Source organism: Thauera sp. ZXT1-4, assembly GCF_052598215.2.
On record NZ_JBQWSN020000027.1, the window covers coordinates 1 to 12,377 of the forward strand.

General features: G+C 64.2%; 9 protein-coding genes. 3 read left to right on the plus strand and 6 right to left on the minus strand.

Features of this window, described 5'->3' with window-relative positions; genetic code table 11:
* Positions 1–1,193 (minus strand): MFS transporter (locus ACUH78_RS15775; RefSeq protein ID WP_445333978.1); only part of this gene is annotated, 1,193 nt, incomplete at its 3' end.
* A gap of 666 nt (positions 1,194–1,859) precedes the next feature.
* Here ACUH78_RS15775 and ACUH78_RS15780 point away from each other — a divergent pair.
* Together ACUH78_RS15780 and ACUH78_RS15785 are read left to right on the plus strand one after the other, a co-directional pair.
* Positions 1,860–2,315 carry a universal stress protein gene (locus ACUH78_RS15780; RefSeq protein WP_418365005.1) on the plus strand — a complete coding sequence of 152 codons (456 nt, stop codon included), beginning with the start codon at positions 1,860–1,862 and terminating at the stop codon, positions 2,313–2,315.
* A 74-nt stretch (positions 2,316–2,389) separates the two neighbouring features.
* Positions 2,390–3,880 (plus strand): MFS transporter, encoded by a 1,491-nt coding sequence (locus ACUH78_RS15785; protein WP_418365006.1) that lies wholly within the window; start codon positions 2,390–2,392, stop codon positions 3,878–3,880.
* 86 nt (positions 3,881–3,966) lie between these two features.
* Here ACUH78_RS15785 and ACUH78_RS15790 read toward each other — a convergent pair whose 3' ends face one another.
* From ACUH78_RS15790 to ACUH78_RS15810, 5 genes are all read right to left on the minus strand, one after another.
* Positions 3,967–4,821, minus strand: a complete 855-nt coding sequence (locus ACUH78_RS15790; protein ID WP_445333977.1) for a Crp/Fnr family transcriptional regulator — start codon at positions 4,819–4,821, stop codon at positions 3,967–3,969.
* Between the two features lie 80 nt (positions 4,822–4,901).
* The gene (locus ACUH78_RS15795) at positions 4,902–6,473 is read right to left on the minus strand and encodes a protein adenylyltransferase SelO (RefSeq protein WP_445333976.1); all 1,572 of its coding nucleotides are present in this window, start codon (positions 6,471–6,473) and stop codon (positions 4,902–4,904) included.
* Between the two features lie 61 nt (positions 6,474–6,534).
* The gene (locus ACUH78_RS15800; RefSeq protein WP_445333980.1) at positions 6,535–8,016 is read right to left on the minus strand and encodes an ABC transporter permease; all 1,482 of its coding nucleotides are present in this window, start codon (positions 8,014–8,016) and stop codon (positions 6,535–6,537) included.
* 20 nt (positions 8,017–8,036) lie between these two features.
* Positions 8,037–9,014, minus strand: a complete 978-nt coding sequence (locus ACUH78_RS15805; RefSeq protein WP_418365009.1) for an ABC transporter permease — start codon at positions 9,012–9,014, stop codon at positions 8,037–8,039.
* Complete coding sequence (locus ACUH78_RS15810) at positions 9,014–11,257, minus strand: ABC transporter substrate-binding protein (protein WP_445333979.1); 2,244 nt, start codon at positions 11,255–11,257, stop codon at positions 9,014–9,016. Before ACUH78_RS15810 ends, ACUH78_RS15805 begins: the two co-directional genes overlap by 1 nt.
* A 230-nt stretch (positions 11,258–11,487) precedes the next feature.
* Between ACUH78_RS15810 and fabI the strand changes: the two genes are divergently transcribed.
* On the plus strand, positions 11,488–12,285 hold the full coding sequence (fabI, locus tag ACUH78_RS15815; RefSeq protein WP_418365011.1) for an enoyl-ACP reductase FabI: 798 nt from the start codon (positions 11,488–11,490) through the stop codon (positions 12,283–12,285).
* The last annotated feature ends 92 nt before the right edge of the window (positions 12,286–12,377 follow it).

A 12,377-nucleotide genomic window follows, 5' to 3' on the forward strand; every position in this document is an offset into this window, starting at 1 on the left:
CGCTCCTCGAGCACATCGGTGCGGCGCACCTCGGTCCAGTACATCCAGATCAGCGACACCCAGGTCACGCCGTAGAGCAGCATGAACGCGCTCGAGCGCACCCCGGTGAGATCGAGCAGCGCGCCGAACATGATGGGCAGCAGGAAGCCACCCATGCCACCCACCAGGCCGACGATGCCCGACACTGCACCGATCTCCTTGGGAAACTCGTCCGAGATGTACTTGAACACCGAGGCCTTGCCGAAGGCGAAGGCCACGCCAACGACGAACAACAGCGCGGTGAAGACCCAGACATTCAGATGAATCGCGAAGGTTCGCGGCCCATCCACGGTCTGGACGGTGAATTCGGTATGCGGGTACGAGAGCAGGAACAGGCAGATCCACGACACCCACATCACCCACCAGGTGACCTTGTGCGCGCCGTAGCGGTCCGACAGCCACCCGCCCACGGCGCGCAGGACCCCGCCTGGCAGCGAGAAGCAGGCCGCAAGCAGTGCCGCCACCTGGATCCCCAGACCGAACTCGGCGACGTAGTACTTGGTCATCCACAGCGACAAGCCCACATAGCCGCCGAACACGATCGAGTAGTACTGGCAGTACTTCCACACGCGCGGATCCTTCAACACACGCAGCTGCTCGCGGAAGGTCACCGTCGAGGACACGCGATGCGAAGGATCGTCATAGGTGAAAAACCAGAACGCGAGCGCGATGATCAGCATGGCCGCAGCATAGATCTGCGGCACCGCAGCCCAGCCGAACAGCACCACCAGCGTGGGCGCCACCAGCTTCGTGACGGCGGCGCCCGAGTTGCCCGCGCCGAACACGCCCATCGCAAACCCCTGCTGCGCACGCTCGTACCAGCGCGCGCAGTAGGCGATCCCCACCGAAAACGACCCTCCAGCCAGACCTACGAACAGACCGGCCAGCAGGAATTGCCAGTACTCCGTGGCGTGCCCGATCAGGTAGATGGGCAGAACCGTGCACAGCATCAGCACGAAGAAGACGACCCTGCCGCCAAATCGGTCGGTCATCATCCCCAGCGGTAGTCGGACGAGTGAGCCCGTCAGCACCGGCGTGGCCGCAAGCAGGCCGAACTGGGTCTCATTGAGCGCAAGCATCTCCTTGATCGGGATGCCGATCACCGCGAACAGCATCCACGCCGCGAAACACATCGTGAATGCCGTCGTGCTCATGATGAGCACGGAAAGCTGCTGATACCTGCGCGTTGCCACGTCGGACCACTCCTGCACACCCGACCCCCTCGGGAACAGTCCGAAGCATAGGCATGCAACTGCCTGCGCACCATTCGCCAAAAGCAGGAGGCACAAAGGGCGCAGCCTCTCAACCTACACCTTTCGAACTAGGCCACACCCCGTATCACCACCTCCCCCCGGAACTACTCAGATTCCAGAACATGCCAAAAACATGATCCACTTCAATCAAAAAAATCAAGATGAAATCAAAGACCAAACAAATCCAGCTCTAAAAAAATTGAATGGTTTTTCTCGGCGAGTTTTTACATCACGCCTTGACTTTCTTTAGTCAAGCCGTGATATTAATTGGCGGATATTTTTTGAGCTAAATCAAAAATCAATATAAAACAGCTATTTGCTAACACAGAAAGCACATTGGCATCAATTCCCCATTCGCATTAACAGGCGCCTTTTTTCGAATTGCCCTACCCTCCTTCCGGCTTATGGCGACCCTCCTAAGCGGGGTCTAGACTGATTTCCGAAATGCCGGGGAGTGAATCGTTCGTCTCCAGGGTTCGGCTGAAACACGGCCTGTGTTCAGCACTATCCGAGGTCATCGTCCGCAAGCGCACTCCGGCTGGTCAGACCGCCAACTGGAGGTGTTCCATGAAGATCATGATTGCGTACGACGACTCACGTAATGCGAAGCTTGCCCTCGCGCAGGTCGTCACCCTGTTCGGCAGACTCTCCCCCGAGATCACCCTCGTGACCGTGGTGGAGAACCCGGGCGACTCCACCGACAAGAACCTGGAGTTCTTCGACCAGGAAACCGAGGAGTTGCGCCAGGGGGTGGATCAAGCCCTGGCCTTCTGCTCCAAGGAAGGCATCAAGGCGCATGCGCTGTTCGCGCAAGGCGACGCGCGCAAGATGATTCTCGCCGCCACCAAGAAACACACGCCCGACATCCTCGTCGTGGCCCGCCACAGCCATCAGCCCGACGGTGGCTTCATCGCGAAATCCCTGACCTATTTCGTCGACGAGGTCGACTACATGACCTTCGGCAGCGTCAGCGCATTCCTCGCCCGCCGCGTGGAATGCCCACTGCTGATCCTGCCGAGCTGAGCCGGAACATCAAAACAAGAACAAGCGCCTGACAGAGAAAACGATTTCTCCTCATCACGCATCGAGGCCCCAAAATGGTCGTAGCCGATCTCTTCAAGTACCGGAATCCCGAAATCAGGGCACTGCACCTGACCTGGATTGCCTTCTTCATCTGCTTTTATGTCTGGTTCAACATGGCGCCGCTGGCATCGAGCATGCTGCGCAGCGCCGACTGGCTGACGAAGGACGACATCCGGCTGTTCGCAATTTGCAACGTCGCACTCACCATCCCGGCCCGCATCCTGGTCGGCGCCGCGCTTGACCGCTTCGGTCCGCGCCGTGTGTTCTCCATCCTGATGGTCACCATGGCCATCCCCGCCCTGTTCTTCGCATTCGGCACCACCAAGACGCAGTTGCTGGTGTCGCGCCTGGTGCTGTCGAGCGTGGGCGCCAGCTTCGTCGTCGGCATCCACATGACCGCGCTCTGGTTCAAGCCGCGCAGCATCGGTTTTGCCGAGGGCTTCTATGCCGGCTGGGGCAACTTCGGCTCGGCCGCGGCAGCCATGACGCTCCCGACCATCGCGCTCACCATGTTCGGCGGCGATGATGGCTGGCGATGGGCGCTCGCGATGAGCGGCATCGTGATGGCGGTCTATGGCGTCTTCTACTGGTTCGCAATCACCGACGGCCCCACCAACACCCACAGCAAGCCGCGCAAGACCGCAGCACTCGAGGTCAGCACCTGGGCGGACATGATCAAGCTGATCATCATGACGATTCCGTTGCTGGGCATCCTCTCAGTGCTCGTATGGCGGGTCGAAAAGATGGGCTACATCGACAGCGGCACGGCCTGGCTCTTCCATGCACTGATCGCCTTTGGCGTGATCTACCAGATCATCCAGATCCTTCGAGTGAACGTGCCCATCCTCAAGCAGGGCGTGCCCGAGGACGACCGATACCCGTTCAATAGCGTCGCGGCGCTCAACACCACCTATTTCGCCAACTTCGGTGCGGAACTGGCCGTGGTGTCGATGCTGCCGATGTTCTTCGAGCAGACCTGGGGTCTTTCGGCAGCAGCCGCCGGTCTCATCGCGTCCTCCTTCGCCTTTGTCAACCTCTTCGCCCGCCCGATCGGCGGTCTCGTCTCCGACCGTATGGGTAACCGCCGCTTCGTGATGCTGTCGTACATGTTCGGCATCGGCGTCGGCTTCGTGCTGATGGGGCTGATGAACGAAACCTGGCCGCTGTTCATCGCGGTCGCCGTGACGATCGCCTGCTCGGTTTTCGTGCAGGGCTCCGAAGGTGCCACCTTCGGCATCATCCCGTCGATCAAGCGCCGTGTGACCGGACAGATCTCCGGTATGGCTGGCGCTTACGGCAACGTGGGCGCGGTGTTCTACCTCACGCTCTTCACCTTCACCACCGCCGAGCAGTTCTTCTTCATCATCGCCGGCGGCGCCTTCGTCAGCTGGCTCGTGTGCTTCATCTGGTTGAAGGAGCCGGAGGGAGCGTTCGCCGAGGAATACTACGAGTCGTCGGTCGACCGCCAGATCGCACTCGAAGCGCAACAGGCCAATAGCGCCTGATCGGGCTCCTCAAGCCACGCAAGAACGCCACCACAAAATGTGGTGGCGTTCTTTTTTGTTCTTCAGCAGCGCAGGGAAGGCGCGGATCAGCCTTCGGCCGGCTGTGACTCGGCCGCAGCGCATTCGAGCAGACGAGCCAGCTGCGAACGGTTACGCACACGAATCCGCCTCCCCGTCACGCTGAGAAGCTCGTCCTCGACCAGGCTGCGCAGCACCCGCGAGAAGGTCTCGGGCGTGAGATTGAGGAGCGAGGCGATGGTCTTCTTGGGCGCGGGCAGGATGACGCCCGCCTCGGGCCGTTCCAGCCGGTCGTACTGATCGAGCAGGTAGCTCACAACCCGCACCGAAGCGGTTCCGGCAGCAGTGCAACTGATCGCATCGATAAGACGCTGGATCCGCGCGCAGACCGCCTCCAGCATGCGGTTCGACAAGGCGGCGTCGAGCGCCACCGCCTCGAGGATCCGCTCCCTGGGAACGTGGATCAGCAACGCGGTGCCCACGGCCTGCGTCCAGGTCCGGTAACGGTGTCCGGTGAAGACCCCGATCTCGCCGAACATTCCGCCCGTCTCGAAGATCTCCACCACCTTCGGCCGCCCCTCCGGGCCATGCGACATCAGGCGCACCGCGCCACTGCACACGAAGAAGATCCCGGTCGGCACCGAACCACGCTCGAAGATCGAGGCGGAAGGCGAGAACCGGACGAATGCAGCTTCGCTTGCCAGGATATCCAGCACGCGCGGATCACTGCCTTGCAGAATCGGCATGTCCGCCAGCACCTCCCGGACGGACGCTCTTTTTGTTATCGAATGCACGCGAAACAGCCCCCTGGAATCGGTGCCGGCCATCATCGATGAATGACGACCCACGTCCTGCGCCAAGTGCACATGATCGCGGGCCGTATTTTTTTTCCTATCGTAAGCCCGTTCGCCCCAGGTTTCCATTGCCCAATCGAATGCCGACCTAGGTCGAAAGAACTAGGCTACACCCTACTCAAGGCCAGGCGGACTCCTGCAGTACCCGCTCAGGAACTGCAGGAGAGCATCGAGCAGCCAGCACGCGCACGCGCCCAGTCCGGCCTGCGTGCCGCAAAGCGCTCATAGCCAGGCTGTTCGCGATAGGGGGTGCGCAGCACCTTCATCAGCAGTTCCAACTCGGACAGATCCCCCTGCTCGGCCGCGTCGATGGCCTGTTGCGCAAGATAGTTTCGGGGCACATAGAGGGGGTTCACTGCGTTCATCTCCGCCTTGCGCAGCGCCTGCGGGCGCCCCTCCTGTCGCAGGCGCGCGGCATAGTGGACCAGCCAAGCCTGCAGGGCCTCGGCACTCTGCTGACGGCGTACGGGGTCGTAGAACGCCGGTTCAAACGGACCGCTCTGCGGGGCATGCTCGTCGAGCCCGGCCAGGGTGCGGAAAAACAGGGTCATGTCGATCTCACCGGCCTGCAGTGCTGCATGCAGTTGCTCCAGCAGCCGGTCATCGTCGCCCCCCTGCCACTGCGCAAGGCCGAGCTTGGCCTGCATCATGCGCCGATAGGCCGCATCGTACCGATCCGGAAAGGCGGCCAGCGCCTGCTCCAGCGCTTCGGCCTGACCGATCGCCGGATGGAGGGCATTTGCGAGTTGCCACAGATTCCAGTGCGCGATCCGGGCCTGATGGCCGAAGCGATAGCGGCGACCACCCGCGTCAGTCGTGTTCGGCGTCCAGTCGGGATCGTAGTTGTCGATCCAGCCATAGGGCCCATAGTCGATGGTCAGGCCGAGGATGGACATGTTGTCGGTGTTCATCACGCCATGCACGAAACCGACCCGCATCCAGTGCGCGATCAACTCCGCGGTACGCTGGCACACTTCCTCGAACCAGCGCACCCGCCGGCGCGCAGGGTCCGACTCGGCCGCGCACAATCCGGGAAAGTCACGGTCGATAGTGAAGTCAATCAGTTGCCCCAGCACGGCCTCCTCGCCGCGCGAAGCAAGGATCTCGAAGTTGCCAAAGCGGATGAAGGAAGGTGCCACCCTGCAGACGACGGCGCCCGGCTCTGGGCGCGGATGTCCGTCATAGAACATGTCCCGCACCACCTGTTCGCCCGTGGCGACAAGGCTGAGTGCACGCGTGGTCGGCACGCCGAGGTGATGCATGGCCTCACTGCACAGGAACTCGCGCATGGAGGAGCGCAGCACCGCACGGCCGTCCGCGCGGCGCGAATACGGCGTCGGGCCGGCGCCCTTGAGTTGCAACTCCCAGCGCTCGCCCTGCGGGTTGATCGTCTCGCCCAGCGTAATCGCCCGCCCGTCGCCAAGCTGGCCCGCCCAGTTGCCGAACTGGTGGCCGCCATAGCATGCGGCATAGGGCTCCATGCCCGGAAGCAGCGCATTGCCACCAAATACCTCGGCGAACACCTGGCTGCGGATGTCCGCATCGTCGATGCCCAGCAAGCCGGCCACCTCCGGCGACCACGCCAGCAGCGCCGGCGCACGCACCGGTGTGGGTTCGACACGCGAATAGCAGGCGCCATGCACCTGGCGTACATGCCGCCCTTCCTCCGGGTCGCCGGGCAGCTCGCGCACGAAGCGGTTGTCGAATCGAGGCGCTCTCATGGGGAATCCCTTTTTTATATAGTCGCCGCGGGGCGCGCACGCCGGCCAAGGCTGCGACGCACTAGCCCCGGCGCGGATCGAAAGCGTCGCGCACCGCGTCCGCGAACAGATTCGCTGCCAGCACCAGCACGAACATGAACACGAAGGCTGCGGCCAGTGACCACCAGACCATCGGCTCGCGCGCAAGTTCGGCACGCGCCATGTTGATCATGGTGCCAAAGCTGATCGTGGTCGGATCGACACCGATACCGACGTAGGACAGCACCGCCTCGGCCAGCACCAGGCCGGAAAAATCCATCACCAACGCGATCATCACGATATGCATGACGTTGGGCAGGATGTGGCGGCGCAGGATGGCAGGTGTGCGCACACCGAAGGCGCGTGCCGCCTGCACGTACTCCAGCTCGCGCAGCTTCAGCGTCTCGCCGCGCAGCAGACGGGCCAAGCCCGTCCAGCTGGTGATGCCGAGGATGAAGCACAGCGCCAGCAGGCGCGCATCCGACCGCTCGGCGGCGGTGTCGAACCACTGTGGGTTCGTATCGATCACCACCTGCATCATCAGTACCGCGGCCGCGATCAGCAGCACCCCGGGGATGGCATTGAGTACCGTGTAGAGGTACTGCACCACATCATCCACCCACCCACCGAGATACCCTGCGGCGATGCCGAGCGCCACCGCGAAGGGCATCATCACGAGCGTCGTCACTGTGCCGATCACGAGCGCGGTGCGCACGCTCTTCAGCGCCAGGTACAGCACGTCCTGCCCCACCTTGTCGGTACCCAGCACATGGTAGTAGGGCGCGAGCTGCACGCAGGCGGCTGCGATCAGCAACAGCACACCCAGCGTCAGCAGCGCCGCACGCCACGCCAGCACGGTCCGGCCGACGAGCATCGCCCCCGCGACCTCGCTCCAGCCCAGACCGCTGCCCCGCCACACCGCGGTGGCGAGGACCAGGAACGCACCACACCACCACAGCACGGCCTGCCCCAGCGCGCGCAGCAGGCGTGCGCCCACGTCCCCCGTGCGCGCTTCAGCGGGCAGATCGAGATGCACGGCTCCGTGCACGAGCCGCGGGTACTCGCGCACCTGTCGGCCATCGGGCAACTCGATGGTTTCGCGCTGGTACAGCGTCCATGCGAACGGTGCGGAGTAGGTCTTTTCGGTCTGCGCCCGCAGCGGCGAAAGCAGGGCATCGAGCACCGAAACGACCTCGGTGGAGTACCGCGCCGCCGGCATCGCCCCCGTACGCCCGGACCCGCCTGCTTCGCCCACCTCATTCGCCTCGTTCGCCGACTGCCCCACCTCCGCGCCCGCGCCCGCCGGCGGCAGCAGTTCGCGGTAATGAAGGCTGTCAAGCACCCCTATGGCGACAAAGGCAAGCAGCACGGTGGCTGCCGCCATACCGACCGGTCGCCGGCCCACCTTGCGCCACGCTTCGCACAAGGGCGGCTGGCTGCGGACATGGAAGACCGCGAGCACGCCCAGCCCGAGCAGCAGGAACAGCAGCGCGTCGGTCCACAGCAGCACCGGCTGGAAGCGCATCGCGGTCTCCAGTGGCGCACTCATTCCAGCCTCACCCGCGGATCGGCCAGCGTGTAGGAGAGGTCGGTCAGGATCAGGCCGATGATGTACAGCACCGAGCCGATGAAGACCATCGCCCGCACCACCGCGAAGTCCTGCGCGTTGATCGCGTCGATCGTGTAGCTGCCCAGCCCCGGAATCGCAAAGAAGGACTCGACCAGCAGACTGCCCATGAACAGCAGCGGGACCACCACCACCACGCCGGTCAGGATCGGGATCAGCGCATTGCGCAGCACGTGGCGGAACAGCACCGCGAGTTCGGACAGGCCCTTCGCACGCGCGGTGCGCACGTAGTCCTTGGAGATCTCCTCGAGGAAGATGGTGCGGTACCAGCGCGCAGACGAGCCGATTCCGGCCAGCACGCTGATCAGCACCGGCAGCACCAGAAAGCGCGCCGCATCCAGTCCGGGGGCGTAGCCCGAGATCGGCACCAGCGCCCACATCTTCGATACCAGCCACTGCCCGCCGATGATGTAGAACAGGCTGGAGATCGACATCATCGCCACGCACAGCACGACGCCCCAGAAATCCAGCCGGGTGGCGCGGAAGAACACCAGCAGCAGCGCTAGACTGATCGACACGAACAGGCTGAGGATGAAGGTCGGAACCGCGATCGCCAGCGACGGCCCCATGCGGTCGCGGATCTCCTGGCCGATGTCGCGACCGTCGTCGGCGCGACCGAACTCGAGCGCGAACATGCGCAGCGACTTGTCGAAGAAGATCGTCTCGGTGAAACGCGCCGGCCCCTCGGCCGAGGCGTTCACGAACATGGGCTTGTCGTAGCCGCGCTCCACCTTCCAGCGCTCGATCGCCTCCGGCGTGGCCCGCTTGACGCCGATGTGCATGCGCGCCATGTCGTCGGGCGAGTTCACCACGAAGAAGAGCACGAAGGTCAGCAGGTTCACCCCGATCAGGATCGGAACCGCGTACAGCACGCGGCGCAGGAGATAGGCCAGCATCAGCGCAAAGTCCCCGTGTCCGTCTGCGCGGTGGCGGTTTCGCTCCGCCGCCAGTGCAGGACCGCCGGCGCCACCAGCGCCAGCAGCAGCAGCGCAACCAGCCCCAGCGGCCACAGCACCGGCCGGTTCCACTGCGCGCGCGCGGCCTCGCGGCGCTCGATGTCGAGGCGCTGGTACTTCATCGTATTACGCACCATCGCCCCGGTCTTGCGGTTCAACAACCACCCATGCTGAAGCGAATACGACATCGGGTGGAAGGCGAAGATCCAGGGCGCATCCTGCTGCAGCATCGCCACCATGCGATCGATGATCTGCTGGCGCGCGGGGCCGTCGGGCATGGCCTTCATGCGCTCGAACAGCGCGTCGTACTCGGGGTTCTCGTAGTTGGCCGCGTTCTGGCCATTGAACCTCACCTTGCCCTGCGGACCATGGAGCAGGAAGAGCAGGTTCTCCGGGTCCGGGTAGTCCGCGTTCCAGCCGAAGAAGAAGAGCTGTGCATTGCCCTTGCGCACCTTGTCCTGGAAGCGGTTGAAATCAGTCGGCCGCACCACGAACTGCACCCCCAGATCCCGGAATTTCTTCGCCAACCAGTCCGAGCGCGCCTTGTCGCCCAGCCCGCCGGGCGTGGTGTCGAGATGGATCACCAGCGGCTCGCCGGTTTGCGCATTGCGCCCGTCGGGCCAGCCAGCCTCTGCGAGCAGTTGGCGCGCCGCGTCGACGCCCCGGCGCACCGGGCGGCCTCCCGCCTCGTTGCCTTGCCACGCATAGACGACAGGGTTGATGCCCGCCCTGCCCTCGCGCGCGCCAAAGATGCCCGGCGGCAACGGGCTCATGCCCGGCAGTCCCCGCCCGTTGAGGAAGATCGACACGAACTCCTCCATGTCGAGCGCAATCGAGATCGCCTGGCGCAGTTTGCGCGCACGCGCCTGCTCCGCCTTCGACGCGCCGCCGCCCACCAGCGGATCAAGCATGTTGAAGCCGAGGTAGAAGATCGATGGCGAAACCGAGGTCAGCAGGCGGATGCCCTTGTCCTCCATGTCCTCGGACAGGGAGACCTCGCCCTGACTGGTCAGCGACACGGCCTGATCGAAGTTGTCCGAGGACACGCCCGAAGCGTCGTAATAGCCTTGCAGGAACTTGTTCCAGTATGGAATGCCCTCGCGCTCACGCGAGAACACCACCTTGTCGATGAAGGGCATGAGCTTGCCGCAGTCGGCGAGCAGGCCGGCTTCGACATCCCCCGGCTCGCCCTCGCAGGGATAGGCCTCGCCGCGGTAGTTGGGGTTACGCGCCAGCACCATGCGCGCATTCGGATTGTTCTCGACCAGCATGTAGGGCCCGGTGCCAACCGGCCACCAGTCCAGCGTGAGGTTGCGCTCGACCATGCCCGGCTGGGCGAAGAAGCGGTCGACCTCGCGCGGCACCGGACTGAAGAAGGGCATGGAGAGCCAGTACAGGAACTGCGGGTAGGCACCCTGCAGCGTGATGCGATAGACCTGCTCATCCACCACCTCCACCCCGGGCAGATCGAAGCGGTCGAGGTCCAGCCATCCGGTGGCCGGCCCCGCCGCCCCGTCAGCCACATGCGGCTTTCCGTCTGCTGCACGCCCTGCGTCCAGCGCGGCCTGCAGATCCGCCTGCAAGGTCTTCAAGCCCGGCAGGTACTCCGCCATGAGCTCGAAGATCGGCGAATGCAGCCGCGGATGGGCAAGGCGCTTGATCTGGTAGACGTAGTCCGCAGCACGCAGCTCGCGCGTCCCGGTTTCGGGGAAATCGGCCAGGCCGCGCACACTGCGCAGATCGGCCGCGCTCAGACCCAGATAACGCGGGCGACCATCTTCCCCGCGAGCAAACGCAGGGTGGGGCTGGTACAGGATGCCTGGGCGGATGCGTACTTCCACCACGGTGCGGGCGACCCTGGCCGGATCGGCGTCCGCGGCCAGCTCGCGTCCGGCCGCATCGAGGCGACGCAGCCGCGGCATCCCGTCGGCTGTCGCCGGCTCCAGCGCATAGGGCCGTTTCAGGTAGTGGTACTGCAGCGGGGGTTCGACGATCTGGTACAGGAAGGTGGCCTCATCCTCGCTGTAAGACTGCACTGGATCCAGATGCTTCGGGCGCTCGGTGAAGGCGGTATAGAGCACGTTGCCGCCACGCTCGGCAACCGGATACGGGTCATTCCATACATCGCCGCAGCCCGCGGCAAGCGAGGCGGCGAGCACAGCGATGCCCACCCGCAACAGCACCGCAGGGCGCGCACGCACAAGGCCCACTCCCCGTCCAGCGGGGAAGGCGCAGGCACAGCGTAGGGCTCGGAGAAGGCTTTGGGTCCAGCGCACGTGGAGGCTTCAGTTGGGCGGTCGGGGCGTCGGAGCCGTGGATTCTGGCAGCTTTTGGTGCCGGACGCGATCGGGGGCGCCTATCCCGGCCGGGGTTTTGGCTATAATTCCCGCCTTGACAATAGGAGTATCGATCCATGGGCTTTCTTGCCGGCAAACGAATCCTGATCACGGGCCTGCTCAGCAACCGCTCGATCGCTTACGGTATTGCCAAGGCCATGCACCGCGAGGGCGCGGAGCTCGCCTTCACCTACCAGAACGAACGTTTCAAGGACCGCGTCGCCAAACTGGCGGCCGACTTCGACAGCACGCTGATCTTCCCGCTCGATGTGCAGGACGACGCACAGATCACCGGCCTCTTCGAACAGATCGGCCAGCACTGGGACGGGCTCGACAGCCTGGTGCACTCCATCGCCTTCGCCCCCGGTGAAGCGCTCGAGGGCGACTTCCTTGATGGGCTCACCCGCGAAGCCTTCCGCATCTCGCAGGAAGTCAGCACCTACAGCTTCCCCGCGCTGGTCAAGGCTGCACGCCCGATGATGAAGGGCCGCAACGGCTCGGTGCTCACCCTGTCCTACCTGGGCGCGGTACGCACCATGCCCAACTACAACATCATGGGTCTGGCCAAGGCGAGCCTCGAGGCCTCGGTGCGCTACCTCGCCGTGACCCTCGGTCCGGAAGGGACGCGCGCCAACGCGATCTCCGCCGGCCCGATCAAGACCCTGGCCGCCTCGGGTATCGGCAGCTTCGGCAAGCTGCTCGCCTTCAACGAACATAACGCACCGCTGCGCCGCAACGTCACGATCGAAGAGGTCGGCAACGCCGCAGCCTTCATCTGCTCGGACCTCGCCAGCGGCATCACCGGCGAGATCATGTATGTGGACGGCGGCTTCAACACCACCGCCCTCGGCAACGCCCTGCCCCTGCCGCAGTAAGCCTGGCAATGCCTGCCGACCAGCAGTTCCGGTCGGCAATCTCCTAGCCAGCAAAAAGCCCGGACTCGAGAGCCCGGGCTTTTTCATGTCTG

What these genes read in the sequence shown, in the direction of transcription:
- ACUH78_RS15780 (WP_418365005.1), top strand. Translation starts at nt 1,860, where the DNA reads ATGAAGATCATGATTGCGTACGACGACTCACGTAATGCGAAGCTTGCC.
- ACUH78_RS15795 (WP_445333976.1), bottom strand. Translation starts at nt 6,473, where the DNA reads ATGAGAGCGCCTCGATTCGACAACCGCTTCGTGCGCGAGCTGCCCGGC.
- ACUH78_RS15790 (WP_445333977.1), bottom strand. Translation starts at nt 4,821, where the DNA reads ATGGAAACCTGGGGCGAACGGGCTTACGATAGGAAAAAAAATACGGCC.
- ACUH78_RS15800 (WP_445333980.1), bottom strand. Translation starts at nt 8,016, where the DNA reads ATGCGCTTCCAGCCGGTGCTGCTGTGGACCGACGCGCTGCTGTTCCTG.
- ACUH78_RS15785 (WP_418365006.1), top strand. Translation starts at nt 2,390, where the DNA reads ATGGTCGTAGCCGATCTCTTCAAGTACCGGAATCCCGAAATCAGGGCA.
- fabI (WP_418365011.1), top strand. Translation starts at nt 11,488, where the DNA reads ATGGGCTTTCTTGCCGGCAAACGAATCCTGATCACGGGCCTGCTCAGC.
- ACUH78_RS15805 (WP_418365009.1), bottom strand. Translation starts at nt 9,014, where the DNA reads ATGCTGGCCTATCTCCTGCGCCGCGTGCTGTACGCGGTTCCGATCCTG.